This is a genomic window from Streptococcus sp. DFI.7.26 (assembly GCF_022240605.1).
Taxonomy (GTDB): Bacteria; Bacillota; Bacilli; order Lactobacillales; family Streptococcaceae; genus Streptococcus; species Streptococcus xiaochunlingii.
Genome location: NZ_JAKOGN010000005.1, coordinates 1 through 20,823 on the forward strand (window position 1 = coordinate 1; position 20,823 = coordinate 20,823).

22 protein-coding genes are annotated in these 20,823 nt (G+C 42.6%); 17 read left to right on the plus strand and 5 right to left on the minus strand.

Going from position 1 to position 20,823, the window contains the following annotated elements; all coding sequences use genetic code 11:
• Positions 1–65: 65 nt before the first annotated feature.
• Positions 66–908 (minus strand): DegV family protein, encoded by an 843-nt coding sequence (locus tag L0M85_RS05815; protein WP_238656655.1) that lies wholly within the window; start codon positions 906–908, stop codon positions 66–68.
• 127 nt (positions 909–1,035) lie between these two features.
• Here L0M85_RS05815 and L0M85_RS05820 point away from each other — a divergent pair, with 127 nt between their 5' ends.
• Positions 1,036–1,614 (plus strand): TetR/AcrR family transcriptional regulator, encoded by a 579-nt coding sequence (locus tag L0M85_RS05820; protein WP_048687917.1) that lies wholly within the window; start codon positions 1,036–1,038, stop codon positions 1,612–1,614.
• 26 nt (positions 1,615–1,640) lie between these two features.
• On the opposite strand, the gene L0M85_RS05825 is transcribed toward L0M85_RS05820, so the two are convergent.
• The 3 genes from L0M85_RS05825 to coaA all read right to left on the minus strand — a co-directional run bounded on the left by L0M85_RS05825 (position 1,641) and on the right by coaA (position 3,513).
• Positions 1,641–2,171 (minus strand): DNA topology modulation protein, encoded by a 531-nt coding sequence (locus L0M85_RS05825; protein ID WP_061564126.1) that lies wholly within the window; start codon positions 2,169–2,171, stop codon positions 1,641–1,643.
• 65 nt (positions 2,172–2,236) lie between these two features.
• On the minus strand, positions 2,237–2,485 hold the full coding sequence (gene rpsT, locus L0M85_RS05830; RefSeq protein ID WP_023023719.1) for a 30S ribosomal protein S20: 249 nt from the start codon (positions 2,483–2,485) through the stop codon (positions 2,237–2,239).
• Between the two features lie 107 nt (positions 2,486–2,592).
• Positions 2,593–3,513: a type I pantothenate kinase gene (gene coaA, locus L0M85_RS05835; protein WP_195347948.1), complete on the minus strand. Its 921-nt coding sequence runs from the start codon at positions 3,511–3,513 to the stop codon at positions 2,593–2,595.
• A gap of 95 nt (positions 3,514–3,608) precedes the next feature.
• On the opposite strand from coaA, the gene L0M85_RS05840 reads away from it, so the two are divergent.
• The 8 genes from L0M85_RS05840 (at position 3,609) to L0M85_RS05875 (ending at position 11,348) form a co-directional block, all read left to right on the plus strand.
• A complete protein-coding gene (locus tag L0M85_RS05840) occupies positions 3,609–4,202 on the plus strand; it encodes a class I SAM-dependent methyltransferase (RefSeq protein ID WP_238656656.1) in 594 nt (197 codons plus the stop codon).
• Positions 4,199–5,476 carry a pyrimidine-nucleoside phosphorylase gene (locus tag L0M85_RS05845; RefSeq protein WP_125335879.1) on the plus strand — a complete coding sequence of 426 codons (1,278 nt, stop codon included), beginning with the start codon at positions 4,199–4,201 and terminating at the stop codon, positions 5,474–5,476. The genes L0M85_RS05840 and L0M85_RS05845 overlap by 4 nt, the downstream gene beginning before the upstream one ends.
• A 22-nt stretch (positions 5,477–5,498) precedes the next feature.
• Positions 5,499–6,161 carry a deoxyribose-phosphate aldolase gene (gene deoC / locus L0M85_RS05850; protein ID WP_061564122.1) on the plus strand — a complete coding sequence of 221 codons (663 nt, stop codon included), beginning with the start codon at positions 5,499–5,501 and terminating at the stop codon, positions 6,159–6,161.
• Positions 6,148–6,537, plus strand: a complete 390-nt coding sequence (locus tag L0M85_RS05855; RefSeq protein WP_048687941.1) for a cytidine deaminase — start codon at positions 6,148–6,150, stop codon at positions 6,535–6,537. The genes deoC and L0M85_RS05855 overlap by 14 nt, the downstream gene beginning before the upstream one ends.
• A gap of 78 nt (positions 6,538–6,615) precedes the next feature.
• Positions 6,616–7,671, plus strand: a complete 1,056-nt coding sequence (locus tag L0M85_RS05860) for a BMP family protein (protein ID WP_006596011.1) — start codon at positions 6,616–6,618, stop codon at positions 7,669–7,671.
• Positions 7,672–7,808: 137 nt separating this feature from the next.
• The gene (locus tag L0M85_RS05865) at positions 7,809–9,341 is read left to right on the plus strand and encodes an ABC transporter ATP-binding protein (RefSeq protein WP_238656657.1); all 1,533 of its coding nucleotides are present in this window, start codon (positions 7,809–7,811) and stop codon (positions 9,339–9,341) included.
• Complete coding sequence (locus L0M85_RS05870; protein WP_048716841.1) at positions 9,334–10,389, plus strand: ABC transporter permease; 1,056 nt, start codon at positions 9,334–9,336, stop codon at positions 10,387–10,389. The genes L0M85_RS05865 and L0M85_RS05870 overlap by 8 nt, the downstream gene beginning before the upstream one ends.
• A 2-nt stretch (positions 10,390–10,391) precedes the next feature.
• The gene (locus tag L0M85_RS05875; protein ID WP_048687951.1) at positions 10,392–11,348 is read left to right on the plus strand and encodes an ABC transporter permease; all 957 of its coding nucleotides are present in this window, start codon (positions 10,392–10,394) and stop codon (positions 11,346–11,348) included.
• Positions 11,349–11,406: 58 nt separating this feature from the next.
• Here the strand turns inward: L0M85_RS05875 and L0M85_RS05880 are convergent, their stop codons facing one another.
• Positions 11,407–12,324 (minus strand): polysaccharide deacetylase family protein, encoded by a 918-nt coding sequence (locus L0M85_RS05880; protein WP_238656658.1) that lies wholly within the window; start codon positions 12,322–12,324, stop codon positions 11,407–11,409.
• A 221-nt stretch (positions 12,325–12,545) separates the two neighbouring features.
• Between L0M85_RS05880 and L0M85_RS05885 the strand changes: the two genes are divergently transcribed.
• The 8 genes from L0M85_RS05885 to L0M85_RS05920 all read left to right on the plus strand — a co-directional run bounded on the left by L0M85_RS05885 (position 12,546) and on the right by L0M85_RS05920 (position 20,817).
• The gene (locus L0M85_RS05885; protein WP_061564119.1) at positions 12,546–13,832 is read left to right on the plus strand and encodes a homoserine dehydrogenase; all 1,287 of its coding nucleotides are present in this window, start codon (positions 12,546–12,548) and stop codon (positions 13,830–13,832) included.
• Between the two features lies 1 nt (position 13,833).
• Positions 13,834–14,709: a homoserine kinase gene (gene thrB / locus L0M85_RS05890; RefSeq protein WP_238656659.1), complete on the plus strand. Its 876-nt coding sequence runs from the start codon at positions 13,834–13,836 to the stop codon at positions 14,707–14,709.
• A 157-nt stretch (positions 14,710–14,866) separates the two neighbouring features.
• Positions 14,867–15,793: a hypothetical protein gene (locus L0M85_RS05895; protein ID WP_048687963.1), complete on the plus strand. Its 927-nt coding sequence runs from the start codon at positions 14,867–14,869 to the stop codon at positions 15,791–15,793.
• Positions 15,794–15,926: 133 nt separating this feature from the next.
• Positions 15,927–16,829: a UDP-N-acetylmuramate dehydrogenase gene (gene murB, locus L0M85_RS05900; protein ID WP_238656660.1), complete on the plus strand. Its 903-nt coding sequence runs from the start codon at positions 15,927–15,929 to the stop codon at positions 16,827–16,829.
• 206 nt (positions 16,830–17,035) lie between these two features.
• Positions 17,036–18,193, plus strand: coding sequence for an ABC transporter ATP-binding protein (locus tag L0M85_RS05905; protein ID WP_238656661.1), 1,158 nt, complete (start codon positions 17,036–17,038; stop codon positions 18,191–18,193).
• Positions 18,174–18,980: an ABC transporter permease gene (locus tag L0M85_RS05910; protein WP_048687974.1), complete on the plus strand. Its 807-nt coding sequence runs from the start codon at positions 18,174–18,176 to the stop codon at positions 18,978–18,980. The genes L0M85_RS05905 and L0M85_RS05910 overlap by 20 nt, the downstream gene beginning before the upstream one ends.
• The gene (locus L0M85_RS05915) at positions 18,977–19,750 is read left to right on the plus strand and encodes an ABC transporter permease (RefSeq protein WP_238656662.1); all 774 of its coding nucleotides are present in this window, start codon (positions 18,977–18,979) and stop codon (positions 19,748–19,750) included. The genes L0M85_RS05910 and L0M85_RS05915 overlap by 4 nt, the downstream gene beginning before the upstream one ends.
• Complete coding sequence (locus L0M85_RS05920; RefSeq protein ID WP_238656663.1) at positions 19,747–20,817, plus strand: ABC transporter substrate-binding protein; 1,071 nt, start codon at positions 19,747–19,749, stop codon at positions 20,815–20,817. Before L0M85_RS05915 ends, L0M85_RS05920 begins: the two co-directional genes overlap by 4 nt.
• Positions 20,818–20,823: the final 6 nt, after the last annotated feature.

Genomic DNA, 20,823 nt, shown 5'->3' on the forward strand with positions numbered 1-20,823 from the left:
GCTCGATAATCCAAAGACAATTGAGAGGCTAGGACTTTTGTCCCAGCCTCTTTTATAGTTTGTTGTTAAATTTCATAGCCGATTAAGAGGCCACCTTCTTCAGCGTAGAAGCTGCAGAGGCCAGAGGTCGGAAGAACTTCGATATCCGCATTGGCAAATTTTTCATGGACCAAGGCAGAGAGTTGTTCTACGAATTTATCGTTGCGACGGTGAGCGATGGTGATGTGTCCACCTTTATAGCCGGCTTTGAGCATTTCTTCAAAAGTAGTGAAAATAGCTTTCTTTTGGCCACGGGCTTTATGTAGGAGCTCAAGGGTTCCAGTCTCGCTAGCTTGGCCGACCATACGGATGTTTAAGAGGCCGACAACCGTTCCGATAATTTTATTGAGTCGACCATTTTTTACCAAATTATCGACCTTAGCTAGGACAAAGATCAGTTTGGTTTTTTCTTGGTATTTAGTGATGACTTCGACCACTTGATCAAAGTCAAGGTCTTGAGCGATGAGTTGATGGAGTTTGCGGACGAGTAGATCCACTTCACCACCAGCTGATAAACTATCAATCACATGGATATTGGTTGCAGGATGTTCTTCTAGATAAAGTTTTTTTGCAACCTGAGCACTATTGTGGCTACCAGACAAAGTACCAGTGATGGTAACAACGATGATATTATCAGCACCCTCAAAGGCTTTCATATAGTCATCGGGACTAGGACAAGCCGATTTGGAAGCAGTAGTAGTAGCATACATATCTTCCATCATTTTATCTGTATCAAGCTTGGCGTCGTCTGTGTAGATGGTCTCACCAATCTGAATGGTAAGGGGAACTGAAACAAAGCTAGTATCTGGTGCAGCACTTTCATAAGTACGATAATCACAGCCAGAATCTGCAATAATTTTCCATTTCATTTTTATTACCTCAAAATGTAAAAAATTGTACATTGACAAGTAGTTAGTCTTTTTTTACAATTATATCATGAAGTTGCATTCTCTGAAAGCAGATACATTCAGATGATACAGATAGAAAGTAAGTGTTATGGCAGAAAGAAAGATATCAGAAAAATCCTTAGCAAATCTAAAGCGATCCAATCAAGAAAGCAATGCCATCACACGAGAATCCTTGGAGATTTCCTTGCTTCAGTTGTTGGATAAAAAGGACTTGAAAAAGATTACCATTTCAGAATTGGTGGAGAGAGCAGGCGTTTCTCGTGCAGCTTTTTACCGAAATTATGAGTCAAAAGAAGAATTGCTCGAATCCATCTTCCAATCAACTGTTTCGAAGATTACCAAGTCTCTGGAAGGCTATAATTTTAAGACCGATTTGTACCAGATTTGGGTCTATCTCTTTAAAGAGGCCAAGAAGGAAGCCCGCATTATCAGCTTGGCCGTCGATTATAATTTTGAGAAACTGCTCACCAAGGCTGTTTATGAATTTCTTGAAAAGAGGAGTAAAAGTCAGAAATCCTCACAAGGGCCAGCTAGTTATTTGAATTCCTTCCTCAGCTCAGCCATTGTCTCTGTCCTGGCCAAATGGATCAAGGATGGCATGAAGGTGCCGGCGGAGAAGATGGCTTCCTTAGGTCTTCCCTTGTTTCCTCAAAAGAAAAGAAAATAAGAAAAATGATCTACTAGATCGAGTGTTTACTTCGATTCCAGTAGATCATTTTTTACGTTATCTAGAAAACAGTCCAGTTCCTTTTGATTCTTGAGCGAGATAAATTTGTCTGGATAGGTTTGGCCGATAGTCTGATAGCGTGTGACCTGTCTGGCTTGGCGACCGTCCCAGAGAATCCAACGGATGAATTCCCAGTCAAAGCGTTCAGGGCAGCCTGCTGCCATACTCTCACGGACGCGGCCTTTATAACGGCGGTATCGTTTCCAGGCTCTAAAGAGGGAGTTCCAACGAGAGAAGTTGAGAAAGATAATCTGGTCGGCTTGCTCCATTCTCTCCTCATAGCAACACCAAGAGTAATTGCCATCAATGACCCAGTCTCTATGATCTCTGAGAAACTGTTTCATCTCTTTCTCCATCCAATCCCGGTCACTGTCTATCCAACCCGGTTGAAATTGAAGGGTATCCATGTGGAGCTTTGGAATGGAGTAGTAACGGGCTAGGTTTTCAGCCAAAGTTGACTTGCCGGATCCTGAATAGCCGATAATCATAATTTTCATGTCTTCTCCTCATTTGGAAGCAACAAAAAAAGCTCCGAGGAGCTCATTTTGTATGCAATGCTTGATTAGCCAAGTTTTGCTGCAAGACGTGCTTTATCACGGCTAGCTTTGTTTTTGTGGATCAAACCTTTAGTTTCTGCTTTATCGATAGCTGAGCTAGCAGCGCGGTAAAGTTCTTCAGATGGGTTTGCTTCAAAAGCTTTGATTGCAGTACGCATAGCTGATTTTTGAGCTGAGTTTTTTTCGTTTTGTTTAACGTTCAATTCAGCGCGTTTGATAGCTGATTTAATGTTTGCCAATTTTTTCACCTCCAATGATAATCTAACTCTCTTATTATATCTGAAAACTTTTCTTTTGACAAGCCCAAACTAATTTTTCTTCGAATCGCTATTTTTTTAAAGATTATTTTGTCTTAAAACTCTTATCTCTTGAGATAGATTTCGTCGATCTCATGGTTGGCAGATTTGTGCAGGATCAGTTCGGCTCGGTTCCGGGTGGGCTCGATATAGTCTTTTAGATTTAAGAGGTTGATTGACTCCCATACCTGATGAGCGAAAGTGAGGACTTCTTCTTCAGGTTGCTTGGTAAAGCGGTGGTAGTAGTTGTTTGGATCATCCTTTGCACGGTCCAACAACTTTTTAAAGCGATCGATATACCAGGATTCAATATTGGCAACCTCAGCATCCACATAGATGGAGAAGTCAAAGAAGTCTGTCATATAGAGCCGATCATTTTGAGGATTCTGAAAGACGTTGATTCCTTCTACGATAATGAAATCCGCAGCTTGGATGGTTTGCTTCTGGTCAGGGACGATATCATAAATCTCGTGAGAATAGACGGGGATTTGATAGCTTTGACCATTTTTGAGTTGGTTGAGGAAATCCAAAAGGAGCTCCATATCATAACTTTCAGGGAAGCCCTTGCGATTGAGAATGTTTTGTTCAATCAAGGTGGCGTTGGGATACAAGAAACCATCGGTGGTCACCAATTCAACAGTGGAACCAGAAAAGGTCCGAGAAAGAAGGATTTGAAGGAGACGACTAGTCGTTGATTTGCCGACAGCCACGCTCCCTGAAATTCCAATCATAAAAGGCTGTTTTTTACTTTCCTGTTGGAGAAAAATGCCTTTTGAGAATGCTAAATCCTCTTTCGCTTTTTTGTAGATTTGAATCAGATGTGTCAAGGGTAAGTAGATATCTGTTACATCTTGCAAGCTAATGAGGTCGTTAAAACTCTTGATTGAATTCAATTCCTCTTCAGACAGAGGAGGGGTTGATTTCCGGTGGAGATTTTGCCAAGTTTGTCGATTGATCTTTTCGAAGTGTAGAAATTCTTTATCCATTGCAAGCCTTTCCTCCATAGTGACCTTTAGTATATCAGTTTTGAGATCTTCTGTAAACGATTTAAAAATAGGTTAAATTATGCTATAATGCTAATATGAGTAAAATGTACTATGACGAACATCCAGATGCCCAACATGATATCCATGAGTTAGATGTGGTTCTTTTAGGGGAGCGGATGAAATTTCTGACGGATGCCGGTGTTTTTAGTAAGAAAATGATCGACTTTGGTAGCCAGGTCCTTTTATCTTGTTTGTCCTTCCAGCAAGGAGAGATGGTTTTGGATGTTGGTTGCGGGTATGGTCCACTTGGTCTCTCTTTGGTTAAGGCCCAAGGGATCCATGCGACTATGGTAGACGTCAATACACGGGCTTTAGATCTAGCTCAGAAAAACGCAGATTTAAATCAAGTTGAAGCAAAGATCTTCCAATCCAATGTTTATGATCAGGTTGAGGGAAGTTTTGATCATATTATCAGTAACCCTCCCATTCGGGCTGGGAAAAAGGTAGTCCATGAAGTACTTTCTGGAAGTTTTGACCATTTGAATCCTGGGGGAGACTTAACCATTGTTATCCAGAAAAAGCAGGGTGCTCCTAGTGCGAAAGCTAAAATGGAGGAAGTCTTTGGAAACTGTGAAATCCTCAAAAAAGACAAAGGTTATTATATTTTAAGGAGTGAAAAAGTCACATGAGAGCTGTAGATATCATTCAGAAAAAACGTGATGGCATTGAGTTGAGTAAAGATGAGATTCATTGGTTGATCGAAGGCTATGTGGCTGGAACAGTACCTGATTATCAAATGGCTGCCTTTGCCATGGCGGTTTATTTCAAGGGGATGACGACCCGAGAAATTTCAGATTTGACCATGAAGATGGTGGAGACAGGGGAGCAATTCGACCTTTCCGCTATTAAAGGCATCAAGGTGGACAAACACTCAACAGGTGGTGTAGGGGACAAAGTAACAATTGTACTGGCACCTCTAGTGGCTAGTTTTGGCGTCCCAGTTGCCAAGATGAGCGGTCGTGGTCTTGGACATACAGGGGGGACCATCGATAAGCTAGAATCTATTAAAGGATTCCAAATTGAGCGGACCCAGGAAGAGTTCATTAAACAAGTACAAGAGATTGGCCTTTCTGTCATTGGACAGTCGGACCAATTGGTCATGGCGGATAAGCTTCTCTATGCACTTCGGGATGTAACAGCGACGGTTGATACAATTCCATTGATTGCCAGCTCGGTCATGAGTAAGAAGATTGCGGCTGGAGCGGATGCCATCCTTCTCGATGTCACCGTTGGAGAAGGGGCCTTTATGAAGACCATTGAAGAGGCGCGTGAACTGGCTCGTACCATGGTAGATCTTGGTAATGCTGTTGGTCGTAAGACCATTGCTGTTTTGACAGATATGAGCCAGCCTTTAGGAACCAGCATCGGGAACCGTCTCGAAATTCTTGAAGCCTTAGATATTCTTCAAGGCAAAGGCAGAGAAGATGTGACTCACTTCATTTGTGAATTGGCTCAAATTATGCTGGAACTCGGCGGGGTAACGGCCAGCTTGGAAGAAATCAAGCAGCATCTGACAGCCGGCAAAGCACTGAAGAAGTTTGAAGAAATGGTCCTTGCTCAAGGTGGAGATTTAGACGATCTCTATCGTCCAGTTCAGGTAAAAGAACAAGTGCCTGTCTATGCAGAAGAGGATGGCTATATTGCAGCCTTGCCTGCGATGGAACACGGACTCTTCGCTATGCGTCTTGGGGCTGGCAGAGCAGTCAAATCAGATGATTTAGATTATGAAACAGGGATTGTTTTTGCTAAGAAAGTTGGGGATCCTGTTCAAAAAGGCGACCTTGTTGCAACTATTTATACAAATTTAGAAATTAGTCAAAAAACCATTGCAGAATTCCAAAAAAATGTTAAAATACTAGACAAGGTTGTAAGCGTTTCAGAAATTATTGAAATTGTTTCGTAATTCATTTGGGGGAGATTTATTAATGAAATTAAACAAATATATTGACCACACATTATTAAAACCTGATGCACAACAAGAACAAATCGAGGCTTTGATCGAAGAAGCGAAAGAATATGATTTTGCAAGTGTTTGTGTCCAACCGACCTGGGTCAACTTCGCTGCAGAAGGACTTCGAGATTCAGATGTAAAAGTGTGTACAGTGATTGGTTTCCCTCTTGGCGCAAATACACCAGCTGTTAAAGCATTTGAAACTCAAAATGCCATCCAAAATGGAGCCGATGAGATTGATATGGTCATCAATATCGGTGCCTTGAAATCAAAAAATCTGACATTAGTAGAAGAGGACATTCAGGCTGTTGTAGATGCAAGTGGTGATCGCTTGGTAAAAGTGATAATCGAAACCTGCTTGTTAACTGAAACTGAAAAAGTAGTGGCTTGCCAGATTGCCAAATTGGCAGGAGCAGACTTTGTCAAAACTTCAACTGGTTTCTCTACTGGAGGAGCAACTGTTGAGGATGTTGCCCTCATGCGCCAGGTTGTTGGACCGGATATGGGAGTGAAAGCATCTGGAGGTACTCGTAGCTATGAGGATGCACAAGCCATGATCCAAGCGGGTGCTAACCGAATCGGCACTTCCTCTGGAGTAGCCATCATGAAGGGAGAAGTAGCCCATGGCGACTACTGAGTTGATTGACCTAGCTGTAAAAACAAGTGAGAATGCTTATGTACCTTATTCTCATTTTCCAATTGGAGCTGTTCTTGTGACAGATGAGGGGAAGATTTATACAGGCGTCAATATTGAAAATGCGAGCTTCGGCTTGACCAATTGTGGCGAGCGGACAGCCATCTTTAAGGCTGTTTCAGAAGGAGAGCGTTCATTTAAGGAATTAATTATTTATGGTCAGACGGAAAAACCAGTTTCACCCTGTGGTGCTTGTCGCCAGGTGATGGCTGAATTTTTCGAGCCAGACCTACCGGTTACTCTGGTAGCCAAAGATAAATCGACGGTCGTGATGACGGTCAAGGAATTGCTTCCATATTCCTTTACAGATCTTACCTAGTAACATCTGTAAAGGCGGTCTATTGACCCTTTCATTAATCCGCAACTTAGTTGCATATCTTATTTAGGAGGTTCAGAAATGAACAAGAAACAATGGTTAGGCCTAGGTCTAGTAACTGTCGCTGCAATCGGACTTGCTGCATGTGGAAATCGTGCGTCTCGCAAAGATTCTTCAGATGCAAAAACTGATTTAAAAGCTGCTATCGTTACTGACACAGGTGGTGTTGATGATAAATCATTCAACCAATCTGCATGGGAAGGTCTACAAGCTTGGGGTAAAGAAAACGGTCTTTCTAAAGATAACGGATTCACTTATTTCCAATCTACAAGTGAAGCAGATTTTGCGAATAACTTTAGCCAAGCTGCTACAAACGGCTACAAATTAGTGTACGGTGTTGGTTACAAACTTGCTCCAGCTGTTACAGCTGCTGCAGATGAAAATGCTGATATCAACTACGTTATCATTGACTCTGTTGTAGGAGATAAAAAGAACGTAGCATCTGCTGTTTTTGCGGATAATGAAGCTGCTTACCTTGCAGGGGTTGCTGCTGCCAAAACAACTAAGACTAACAAAGTTGGTTTCATCGGTGGAGCACGTGGTGAAGTTATCACTCGTTTCGAAAAAGGATTTGAAGCAGGCGTGAAGTCTGTAAACAAAGACATTTCAGTAGACGTACAATATGCTGAAGACTTCAACAACCCTGAAAAAGGAAGAACTATTGCAGCGACACAATACGCTGCAGGAGCTGACGTTATTTACCAAGCTGCTGGTGGTACAGGAGCTGGTGTCTTCAAGGAAGCAAAAGACTTGAACGAGAAGAAAAATGAAGACGAAAAAGTTTGGGTTCTTGGTGTAGACCGTGACCAAGTTGACGAAGGTAAATACACTTCAAAAGATGGTAAAGAATCTAACTTCGTATTGGCTTCAACTTTAAAACAAGTTGGTAAAACTGTTCAAGAAATCGCAACTCAAACTGCTGATGGCAAATTCCCAGGTGGAAAAGTGATCACATTTGGTTTGAAAGATGGTGGTGTTGATTTGACAACTTCTAATCTTTCTGAAGATGCTAAAAAAGCAGTAGAAGATGCTAAAAAACAAATTATCGATGGTAGTGTAAAAGCACCTGAGAAATAAAACCTTCCGGAAGCGATCCATCCTTCTTGGGTCGCTTTTTTATGAGGTGTTGGGACATTTTGTCTCAATAGAACTTACTAACTCGTTTAGCAGGTCCTACTGAAATAAAATATAGTTTTCTAGAAAGGAATATTCGAATGGCACACGAAAACGTCATTGAGATGCGTGAAATTACCAAAATCTTTGGTGAATTTGTCGCAAACGACAAAATCAACCTCGAATTGCGTAAAGGTGAAATTCATGCACTTCTTGGTGAAAATGGAGCTGGGAAATCAACCCTGATGAATATGTTGGCTGGTCTTTTGGAACCAACGAGCGGAGAAATTGTGGTCAATGGGAAGTCTGAAAAACTAGATTCTCCTTCAAAGGCTGCTTCTCTAGGGATTGGGATGGTTCACCAGCACTTCATGTTGGTGGAAGCTTTCACTGTTGCAGAAAATATCATTCTTGGTAGCGAAGTCACTAATAAAGGCGTATTAGATTTGAAAAAAGCTAATGCAGATATCCTTGAATTGTCAGAACGCTACGGCTTGGCTGTGGACCCTACAGCAAAGGTTGAAGATATTTCTGTTGGGGCTCAACAACGTGTAGAAATCTTGAAGACACTCTATCGCGGAGCTGATATTCTGATTTTCGACGAGCCTACTGCAGTGTTAACTCCTGCTGAAATTTTGGAGTTGATGGAAATTATGAAAACCCTTGTTAAAGAAGGGAAATCTATCATCCTTATCACTCACAAACTAGATGAAATTCGTGCCGTTGCAGACCGTGTCACAGTTATTCGTCGTGGGAAATCCATTCAAACCGTTGGTATCGAAGGTGCTACCAATAAAGATTTGGCAGAAATGATGGTTGGGCGCTCAGTTTCTTTCGTAACAGAAAAAGAAGAAGCACAGCCTAAAGAAGTGGTTCTTGCAATTTCTGACTTAGTCGTGAATGAAAACCGTGGTGTTCCTGCGGTCAAAGAGCTATCTCTTGATGTTCGCGCAGGCGAAATTGTCGGGATTGCAGGGATTGATGGCAATGGTCAGAGTGAATTGATCCAGGCTATTACCGGACTCCGTAAAGTCAAATCAGGTAGTATCAAAATTAAGGGACAAGAAGTTGTTGGCCTTTCCCCACGTAAGATTACTGAAATGAATGTCAGCCACGTGCCTGAAGATCGTCATCGTGATGGTCTTGTGCTTGAAATGATGCTTTCTGAAAACATCGCACTTCAAACTTACTACAAAGAACCACTTAGCAAAAATGGTGTATTAAATTACAATCAAATTAATTCCTATGCCCGCCAGTTGATGGAAGAATTTGATGTTCGTGCAGCCAACGAGATTGTGCCAGCAAGTGCTCTATCAGGAGGAAATCAACAAAAGGCCATTATTGCTCGTGAAGTTGATCGGAATCCAGATTTGTTGATCGTTAGCCAACCGACACGTGGTTTGGACGTTGGTGCGATTGAGTACATCCATAAACGTTTGATTGGTGAACGTGATAAAGGGAAAGCCGTCCTCGTTGTCAGCTTCGAATTAGATGAAATTCTAAATCTATCCGACCGGATTGCAGTTATTCATGATGGAAAAATCCAAGGTATTGTGAAGCCATCTGATACCAACAAACAAGAGCTTGGTATTCTTATGGCTGGTGGAGAAATCAAGGAGGCTTCAAATGAATAAAAATACAAGACAAATTGCTATTCCTTTTATTTCTGTAATCCTAGGAATCGTCCTCGGAGCCATTATCATGTGGATCTTTGGTTATGATGCTCTTTGGGGTTATGAAGAACTCTTCAAGACAGCTTTTGGTTCCATTAAAAATGTGGGTGAAATTTTCCGAACTATGGGGCCGCTGATTTTGATCGCTCTCGGATTTGCGGTAGCCAGTCGAGCTGGATTTTTCAATGTCGGCTTACCAGGACAAGCCTTAGCTGGTTGGATTGCGGCAGTATGGTTTGCTTTGTCCTTCCCAGATATTCCGCGTATCCTAATGATTCCTTTGACGGTCCTTGTGGCTGCAATTGCCGGTGGTCTCATTGGTTTAATTCCAGGACTTCTGCGAGCATTTTTGGGGACGAGTGAAGTCATCGTTACTATTATGATGAACTACATCGTACTGTTTGCTGGAAATGAAATTATCCGGAATTTTCCTAAAAAGTTCATGGTCGATTCTGAATCCAGTATTACAGTTGGGGCAAATGCAAGTTATCGTTTAGGCTTTCTGACGGAATTGACTAAGTCACGGATGAATATCGGTATCTTTATCGCCTTGATTGCTGTTGCAGTTATTTGGTTCATTATTAAGAAAACAACACTTGGTTTTGAAATCCGTTCCGTTGGTCTTAACCCCAATGCTTCAGACTATGCAGGGATGTCAGCTAAACGTACCATCATCCTTTCCATGGTGATTTCAGGTGCCCTTTGTGGGATTGGAGGGGCTGTAGAAGGAATTGGTACCTTCCAGAACGTTTATGTTCAAGCTGGTTCCTTGGCTGTTGGATTTAATGGGATGGCAGTGGCTCTCCTTGCTAGCAATTCCCCTATTGGGATTGTCTTTGCGGCCTTCTTGCTTGGAACCTTGCAAACAGGCGCGCCAGGTATGACCACAGCGACTATTCCACCAGAACTTGTCAATATTGTGACAGCTTCGATCATCTTCTTTGTAAGTGCTCACTATATTATCGAAAAATACATCAAGCCTAAAAAACAAATGAAAGGAGTAGAGTAAGGATGAATATTGTTGCTATACTAACGATTCTTGTATCGAATATGCTAGTCTATGCTGCTCCCCTCATTTTCACTAGTATCGGAGGTGCCTACTCCGAACATGCTGGTGTCGTTAATGTCGGTTTGGAAGGAATCATGGTTATGGGAGCTTTCACAGGAGTCGTGTTTAACTTGACTTTTGCTGGCTCTCTTGGAGGCATGACAATCTGGCTTTCTCTCCTTGCAGGAGGTTTGGTTGGTCTTATTTTCTCTGCCATCCATGCGGTAGCGACTATTAACTTCCGTGCTGACCATGTGGTGAGTGGTACGGTATTGAATTTGTTGGCTCCTGCCTTAGCCGTCTTCTTGGTAAAAGCCATCTACGGAAAAGGTCAAACCAACAATATCGATTTATCATTTGGTAAATTTGATTTTCCTTTCTTGTCTGATATTCCTGTTATTGGCGATATCTTCTTTAAGAATACTAGCTTAATGGGATATGTAGCGATTGCATTTTCATTTGTAGCATGGTTTATCATGTTTAAAACGAAATTTGGTCTTCGCCTTCGCTCAGTTGGTGAACATCCTCAAGCTGCGGATACTCTCGGTATCAATGTTTACCTCATGCGTTACTATGGTGTGCTCATCTCTGGATTCTTAGGAGGAGTTGGGGGTGCCTTGTATGCACAATCTGCTTCTGTCAATTTCTCTGCCACTACCATTGTGGGACCAGGATTTATCGCCCTAGCGGCAATGATCTTTGGTAAATGGAGCCCAATCGGTGCCATGCTATCCAGTCTATTCTTTGGACTTTCACAAGCCTTGGCAGTTGTATCAACGCAGATTCCTTTCCTTGCCCATATTCCAGGAGTTTACCTTCGTATTGCTCCGTATGTATTGACCATCATCGTACTAGCAGCCTTCTTTGGTAAGTCGGTTGCACCGAAAGCAGATGGTGTGAACTACATCAAATCGAAATAAAAGCCTCCATTATGGAGAAAGAAAGCACGAGTCATTCGGACTCGTGCTTTTTACATGTTTATGGATTGGTTTGCATTTCTGCAAGTAGGTTTTTTGCTGTCGTAGTCGGTAAGATCCGCAGGCGTTTTAGTGAGTAAAGGCCATCATCTAGACTGGCTAGTCCATTATTGGTCGTTAAGCCCATTTTGTAACCATTGTTTTCTGCTAGTTCCATGGTGAGATTAGAGTAGCGGCCGGAAGGGTAAACAATGGTGGTAGTGGTTTGATGGAGTTTCTTGTCTAATACTTGTTTGGAATTTGCGAGTTCAGTTTCCTGACGAGAGCTATCTGATTGGGCCAAATCTGGGTGAGATACCGTATGACTCTCAAACGTCATACCTTGATCTTTCATTTCTTTGATCTGATCGAAGGTTAAAACACTGGGTCTTTCTTCGTCAGAAAAAGAAGTAATGATATTGTTGGTTGCGGTCATTTGGTATTTTTTTAGGAGAGGATAGACAATGGAATAAAAGTCTGCAATTCCATCATCAAAGGTCAACCAAACGACTTTTCCCCCTTCAGGCAGTTCATTTTTAGTGAGTGCGCGATAGGCTTCTTCAGGCGTCAAGGTGTAGTAACCGGCCTCTTTTAAGGCTTTGAGATGACTTTCAAAAGTTTCTGGTGCCACGATGAGATTGGCATTGGCTTCTTCCGAAGGAGCCATCGTGTGAACAGCGTGGTACATGAGAATAGGGATTTTCACAGGTTGATCTTGTTTCACCCATTTAGTGGTGGAGCCTTGCTGATTCACAGTCCGACTTGTATTTGTTTCTTGCTTGTCTATAACGGGAGTACTAGCAGCTCGTTTTAATAGGAGAAAGCCTAAAATGAAGATGCAAGATAGGAGAAAAGCATTTAAAATTAGTAGCAATCGTATTTTCTTTGGGACACGTCTTTTTCGGTGATTCATAGAGACCCCTTTCTTATTCATTATCATTATATCATAGGGGCAGGAAATCTCTTCAAGACAAAGTTACAAATGGACTAAAATTTTGGGGAATCTCCTTGACTTTTGAAGGAATGGCTTGCTAGTAGGTTTAGTGAGAAGATATAAATCTGAGAAAGTGGAGTTCTTGTAGAGGAAGAAGGCCATAGAACTAGTCAGAAGGGGCTAGTTTTTGATATAATAGACTATATTAGATTTTTAAGGAGACCAACATGTCTGTAAAAATTGCCTTACTAGGATTTGGGACGGTAGCAAGTGGTGTGCCGTTTCTATTAAAAGAAAATGGTGATAAGATCTTCCAAGCTGCTCAGTCTGAAATTGAAGTAGCTAAAGTTCTTGTCAAGGATGAAGAAGAGAAAGCCCGCTTATTAGCTGCAGGGAACGATTTTAACTTTGTAACAAATATTGACCAAATTATTGAAGACGCAGAAGTTTCAATCGTTGTTGAATTGATGGGTCGAATTGAGCCAGCTAAGACCTTTATTACACGTGCTCTTCAAGCTGGAAAACATGTCGTAACAGCTAATAAAGATTTGCTTGCGGTTCATGGAGCTGAGTTGATTGCGATTGCCAAAGAGCATGGCGTTGCCCTCTATTATGAAGCAGCAGTAGCTGGAGGCATTCCAATTCTTCGGACCTTGGTAAACTCTCTCGCTGCTGATAAAGTGACTCGCGTCCTCGGTGTGGTCAATGGAACCTCCAACTTTATGATGACCAAGATGGTCGAAGAGGGCTGGTCTTATGAAGATGCTTTAGCTAAGGCTCAAGAGTTGGGCTATGCGGAAAGTGATCCAACCAATGACGTAGATGGGATTGATGCAGCCTACAAGATGGTGATTTTGAGCCAGTTTGCTTTTGGGATGAACGTTCAGTTTGACCAAGTAGGTCATAAGGGAATCCGCAACATTACTCCTGAGGATGTTGCTGTGGCTCAAAGTTTAGGCTATGTAATCAAATTGGTGGGATCTATCGAAGAAACTCCTTCTGGTCTCTCAGCAGAAGTAACTCCAACCTTCTTACCAAAAGCACATCCACTAGCTGGCGTGAATGGTGTCATGAATGCCGTTTATGTGGAGTCTATTGGAATCGGGGAATCCATGTACTATGGTCCTGGAGCAGGTCAAAAACCAACAGCCACTAGTGTAGTCGCTGACATTATTCGCATTGTTCGTCGCCTCAATGAGGGAACAATTGGAAAAGCCTTTAACGAATACAGCCGTCCTGTGCAGTTGGCTAAACCAGAAGATGTGAAGAGTGATTATTACTTCTCTATTCAAACTCCAGATATGAAGGGACAATTGCTCAAGTTGGCACAAATTTTCAACCAAGAAGATGTTTCCTTTAAGCAGGTTCTCCAAGCAGGTGCCAAAGATTCTGTGGCTCGTGTTGTGATTATCACTCACCAATTGAATCAAACACAATTGCACCATATCATTGAGAAAATTGATGCCGAAGCTGACTTCACCTTGTTGAATACCTTTAAAGTATTGGGAGAATAAGATGAGAATTACAGTACCAGCGACCAGTGCCAATGTCGGTCCAGGATTTGATTCTGTTGGGATTGCCGTGACTCGCTATTTGACCATTGATGTGCTAGAAGCGCAAGAAAACTGGTGGATTGAACATGACTTGGGGGAGGAGATACCAAGCAATGAAGAGAATCTCTTGCTTCAAACTGCTCTCCAAGTTGCGCCAGATATGGCTCCTCATCGTCTCAAGATGACCAGTGAAGTGCCTTTGGCGCGTGGTTTGGGGTCATCCAGCTCTGTTATCGTAGCGGGGATTGAGTTGGCCAATCAACTGGGCAAATTATCCCTAAGTGATGAAGATAAACTAGAAATTGCGACAAAAATCGAAGGCCATCCAGATAACGTAGCGCCAGCCATTTTTGGAAATCTGGTCGTAGCGAGCTATGTGGATCAGCAGACCAATCATTTGGTCCTTCCCTTCCCTGAATGTGCTTTGGTAGCCTTTGTTCCGAATTACGAACTCAAGACCAGTGATAGCCGAAATGTCCTTCCAAGTGAGTGGACTTATAAGGAGGCTGTTGCAGCTAGTTCAATCGCAAACGTGGCCATTGCTGCCCTTGCTAAGGGAGACTTGAGAGTCGCAGGAAAAGCTATTGAAGCAGATCGCTTCCATGAACGCTACCGCCAACAGTTGGTTGCAGAGTTCCCTCAGGTGAAAGAAGTTGCACATCAACACGATGCTTATGCCACTTACCTTTCTGGTGCAGGTCCAACTATTATGACCTTGCTCCCTGTTGAACATGCAGAAGCCTTTGCCAAAGACTTAAAATCTAAGGGCTTAAATGGTCAGGTCTTTTCTTTAAATATTGACACAACTGGTGTGAAGGTAGAGAACAGCGAATCTTGATTTAATAAAAAAATGATTAGATAGGCTAAATTAGTCTATCTAATTTTATTTATCTATGATAAAATAGTTCTATAAATCATTTGTCTATCAAATTATTTTAGGATAATAAACAATTATTCGAAAGATAGATAGAATTGTAAAGGAGATTGTAATTCTAATGAAAGACTTTGAACGTCATCAACTTGCTACGGAACTTGGATTCCAGTATGATCCTGAAACATCATCTATTTATGGGGAAAACTCTGGCTATTTCTTCTTACTGAGAGAAACAGACACAAAAAATGTTTTTACCATTGCGCTTTCTGTGTCGCGTGATGATGCAGAAGAAGCAGCTGCTCAATTGCATCAAATGGTGAAAGACTCTTCTGTTTTGAAGAGCATTAGCCTCAACCAATATGTCACAACTTTCACTGCTAAAGCTGGAATGACTAAAGCAAAAACAATTGAAAACATTCGTCAAGCCTTAACAGAAATATTGCAATTCTTACAAACCAATGGATTCTACACTGTTTGTGGCTACTCTGGTGAAAAAGGACCGGTTGGTCTCTACCAAATCGATGACTCCCTCTTCTTGATGAACGAAGAATGCTTTAAAGAGTTAAGTACTCAACTAAAGATCGAAACCGATTCGTATAATAGTCAGAAAGAAAATGTTCTTATTGGAACAGTAGGAGCTTTTATTGGGGCCATTATTGGAGGGGCAGTAGCACTATTTATCGCTCGTATGGGCTATGTATCCTATATCGCTGGCCTGGTTCTGGGTGTCTGCGTTGTCAAAGGTTATGAGATCTTAGGAAAGAAATTTAGCAAAAAAGGTGCTGTGATCTCAACAGTTCTGATGTTGTTGACCATTGTATTAGTTCACCAATTTGACTATACTCTACATCTTATGAGTGAATATGAATTGAGCTTCGCTGATTCTTTTGATGCGGTTAACGCGACAGTCTTAAATGGGGATGCTCCACAAGAATATTTCATTAACTTCCTCTTGCTGGCTGTATTTACGGGTATTGGAGCATGGGGAGCGATTAGCTCAGCCTTGTCTACTCAAAAATCACGTGGCATTGCACGTAAGATTGGCTAATAAATTAACAATTGTTTAAAAAAATTAAAACAGAATCGGTCCTTTGACTGCTTCTGTTTTTTTACTTCTGAGTCGAAAAGTGAGCTGGTTTTTGTTATAATGGATAAGATAACGTATAGAAGAGAGTTGTGAGATGGAAATCCTAAAGCAAATCAAAGAGGAGTTGGCTGGTATTGAAATTTTGTTCAATGAGCCACTTAAACAATATACCTATACCAAGGTTGGAGGAGCGGCAGATTATTTAGCCTTCCCTCGCAATCAATATGAATTAAAACGAATTGTCACCTTTGCTAATGCTCAGGAAATTCCTTGGATGGTCTTGGGGAATTCTTCCAATATTATCGTCCGTGACGGTGGGATTGAAGGTTTTGTGATCATGTTTGATCATTTCCATGACATCCGTGTCAATGGCTATGTGATTGAAGCAGAGGCAGGAGCTAAGCTCATCGATGTGACTCATGTAGCCCGCTACCATAGCTTAACAGGCTTTGAATTTGCTTGTGGGATTCCAGGTAGCATCGGTGGAGCAGTCTATATGAATGCTGGCGCCTATGGTGGTGAGATTGCCCATATTCTCCAATCGTGTAAGGTCTTGACGCCAGAAGGAGAAATTAAAACCTTAACAGTAGAAGAATTAGCTTTTGGCTATCGCCATTCCAAGATCCAAGAGACTGGTGACGTGGTGATTTCGGCTAAGTTTGCCTTAGCACCTGGCAATTATGATCAGATCGATCAAGAAATGGCTCGCTTGACGCATTTGAGAGAGATGAAACAACCCCTGGAATACCCGTCTTGTGGCTCTGTCTTTAAGCGTCCGGTCGGGCACTTTGCGGGACAGTTGATCAGTGAAGCTGGACTGAAAGGGCATCGAATTGGTGGTGTGGAGGTTTCTGAAAAGCATGCTGGCTTTATGATTAACGTCGATCATGGTACTGCCAAAGATTATGAAGACTTGATTGCCCATGTCATCGCGACAGTTGAAAAATCAGCTGGGGTGACCTTGGAGCGCGAAGTCCGTATTATTGGGAAAGATTAACGGTTCGAGATGGAATAGGGGCTACTCTAGGGTAGACCCGTCCTACTTTAGAAGGGGGGTGAGTGCCTATCGATACTGAAAATAGGTGGGGCAGTCTTATAAGTCCCCGAGAGGTGTTGGTGGTCTGACGGGTTCGCTCGTCAGCCTATGAGACTAGTTGGTTGGTCTCAGAAGGAAACGCATGAAAAAGAAGGAATTTATGTGAATTGAAAAAACCAATTATTGAGTTTAGAAATGTCTCAAAAGTATTTGAAGACAGTGATACAGTGGTTCTCAAAGACATCAACTTTGAGTTGGAAGAAGGGAAATTCTATACCCTCCTCGGTGCTTCAGGTTCAGGTAAATCGACAATTTTGAACATCATTGCCGGTTTGCTAGATGCTTCGACAGGGGATGTTCTCTTGGATGGAGTTCGGATCAATGATGTACCGACCAACAAACGGGACGTCCATACCGTCTTCCAATCCTACGCCCTTTTCCCACATATGAATGTGTTTGAGAATGTTGCCTTCCCCCTTCGTTTGAAGAAGGTAGACAAGGCTGAAATCGAGAGACGAGTGACAGAAGTCCTCAAGATGGTGCAATTAGGAGGCTTTGAGAAGCGTTCCATCCAGAAACTTTCTGGTGGTCAACGCCAGCGGGTAGCCATTGCACGGGCGATTATCAATGAACCGCGAGTAGTCCTCTTGGATGAGCCCTTGTCTGCCCTTGACTTGAAGTTACGGACTGACATGCAGTATGAGCTCCGTGAATTGCAACAACGCTTGGGTATTACCTTTGTTTTTGTAACCCACGACCAGGAAGAAGCGCTAGCGATGAGTGACTGGATCTTTGTCATGAACGAAGGAGAAATCGTCCAATCAGGAACGCCAGTTGATATCTACGATGAGCCCATTAACCATTTTGTTGCGACCTTTATCGGTGAGTCCAATATCCTTCCAGGGATCATGATTGAAGACTACTTAGTAGAGTTTAATGGTAAACGTTTTGAGTCAGTCGATGGAGGGATGAGACCAAACGAACCGGTCGAAGTCGTCATTCGTCCCGAAGACTTGCGAATCACCCTGCCCGAAGAAGGTAAGCTCCAGGTAAAAGTGGATACCCAACTGTTCCGTGGGGTTCACTATGAGATCATCGCCTATGATGAATTGGGTAATGAGTGGATGATTCACTCAACCCGTAAGGCTATCGTAGGAGAGGAAATCGGTCTGGACTTTGAGCCAGAAGATATCCACGTCATGCGTCTCAATGAAACGGAAGAAGAGTTTGATGCTCGGATCGAAGAGTACGTCGAAGTGGAAGAGCAAGAAGCTGGATTGATCAATGCCATCGAGGAGGAAAGAGATGAAGAAAACAACCTCTAACCTCTTTGTGGTTCCCTACTTTCTCTGGATCCTCCTCTTTGTCTTGGCTCCTGTAGTTTTGATTATTTGGCAATCCTTTGTCAATGTCCAAGGACAAGGTTCCTTAGAGAACTACCAAACCTTTTTTACAGCGCAGAATTGGACCTACCTCAAGATGAGTTTTAACTCCATTCTCTATGCTGGAATCGTCACCTTTGTGACGCTCTTGATTTCTTATCCGACAGCTTATTTTTTGACCCAGCTCAAACATCGCCAACTCTGGCTCATGCTGATTGTCCTTCCGACCTGGGTCAACCTCTTGCTCAAGGCTTATGCCTTTATCGGGATTTTTGGTCAAGGGGGATCTATTAACCAATTCTTGAGCTTCATCGGAATCGGTCCGCAACAGATCCTTTTTACGGACTTTTCTTTCATCTTTGTTGCTAGTTACATTGAGTTGCCTTTTATGATCCTTCCTATCTTCAATGTCTTGGATGATTTGGATCCAAACCTCATCAATGCTAGCTATGACCTAGGAGCTAACAAGTGGGATACCTTCCGTCGAGTTGTCTTCCCACTGTCTATGAACGGGGTTCGCTCCGGTGTCCAATCAGTCTTTATTCCAAGTTTGAGTCTCTTCATGTTGACGCGTTTGATCGGAGGAAACCGGGTCATTACCCTTGGGACTGCCATCGAGCAGCACTTCCTTACGACGCAAAACTGGGGAATGGGATCCACCATTGGGGTGGTCTTGATCCTTGCTATGCTCTTAGTCATGTGGGTAACGAGAGAAAGGAGTGAACGATGAAAAAGATTTCACGTATCTATTTAGGATTGATTTTCTTGCTCCTTTATCTACCAATCTTTTACTTAATTGCCTATGCCTTTAATGCTGGCGGGGATATGAATGCTTTTACAGGCTTTACCTTGGAGCATTTCCAAAGTCTCTTTGAGGATACGCGTCTCATGTTGATCCTCTCACAGACCTTCCTCTTGGCCTTCTTGTCAGCCTTGATTGCGACCATTATTGGGACCTTTGGGGCAATCTACATTTACCAGTCTAAGAAGAAGTTTGAAGGACCATTTTTGTCCGTCAATAATATCCTTATGGTGGCACCTGACGTTATGATTGGGGCTAGCTTCCTGATCCTCTTTACGACCATCAAGTTCCAGCTGGGCTTTGCTTCTGTCTTGATGAGTCACGTGGCCTTTTCTATTCCAATCGTGGTCTTGATGGTCTTGCCGCGCTTGAAGGAAATGAACCGTGATATGGTCAATGCGGCCTATGACCTAGGAGCTACTCAGGTACAGATGTTGAAGGAAATCATGCTTCCTTATTTGACACCTGCCATCATTGCTGGTTACTTTATGGCCTTTACCTATTCCTTGGATGACTTTGCGGTGACCTTCTTTGTTACAGGAAATGGGTTTACGACCTTGTCTATTGAGATCTACTCACGGGCTCGTCAAGGGATTTCGTTGAATATCAATGCCCTTTCTGCCTTGGTCTTCCTCTTCAGTATCTTACTGGTGGTCGGCTATTACTTCATCACTAGAGAGAAGGAGGAGACAGTATGAAAAAACTCTATTCATTCTTGCTAGGGATTGTCGTGGTCATCCTCGTGTTAGCGGGACTAAGTGCCCGTCTTGAAGCCAAGACCAATCCAAAAGACAGTGACAAGCTGGTCATCTACAACTGGGGAGACTATATCGATCCAGAATTGCTCAAGGAATTTACCAAGGAGACAGGTATTCAAGTCCAATACAATACCTTTGATTCCAATGAAGCCATGTACACCAAGATCAAGCAAGGGGGGACGGCTTACGATATAGCGATTCCAAGTGAATACATGATCGCCAAGATGATGGACGAAAACTTGCTTGAAAAGTTGGACAAGTCTAAACTGAAAGGCTTAGACAATATCGACCCACGCTTCTTGAACCTGGATTTTGATCCGGACAATCAGTACTCAGTTCCTTACTTCTGGGGGACCCTTGGTATCATATACAACACCAAGATGGTCGACAAGGCTCCAGAACACTGGACTGATCTATGGAGACCAGAGTACAAGAATGACATTATGATGTACGATGGGGCGCGTGAGGTCATGGGGGTTGGACTCAATAGCTTAGGCTACAGCCTCAACTCCAAGGATCCTCAGCAATTACAAGAGTCTGTTGATAAGCTCTATACCTTGATGCCCAATATCAAGGCTCTTGTAGCCGACGAAATGAAAGGCTACATGATCCAAAACAATGCGGCTATTGGGGTGACCTTCTCCGGTGAAGCCAGTCAAATGCTAGAGGCCAATGAGGACCTCCGCTATGTCGTCCCATCAGAAGCTAGCAACCTTTGGTTTGACAACATTGTCATTCCAAAGACCGTGAAGAATAAAGAAGCAGCTTATGCCTTTATCAACTTCATGCTTCGCCCAGAAAATGCATATAAGAATGCTCTCTATGTCGGTTATTCCACACCGAACAAAGAAGCTAAGAAGATGCTACCAGAAGAGGTCCAAGAGGACCAGGCCTTCTACCCAAGTGATGACACGCTAAAGAACTTAGAAGTTTATGAACAACTTGGTAAGAAGTGGTTGGGAGTCTATAACGACCTCTACCTACAAGTGAAGATGTATCGGAAGTAGGATAAA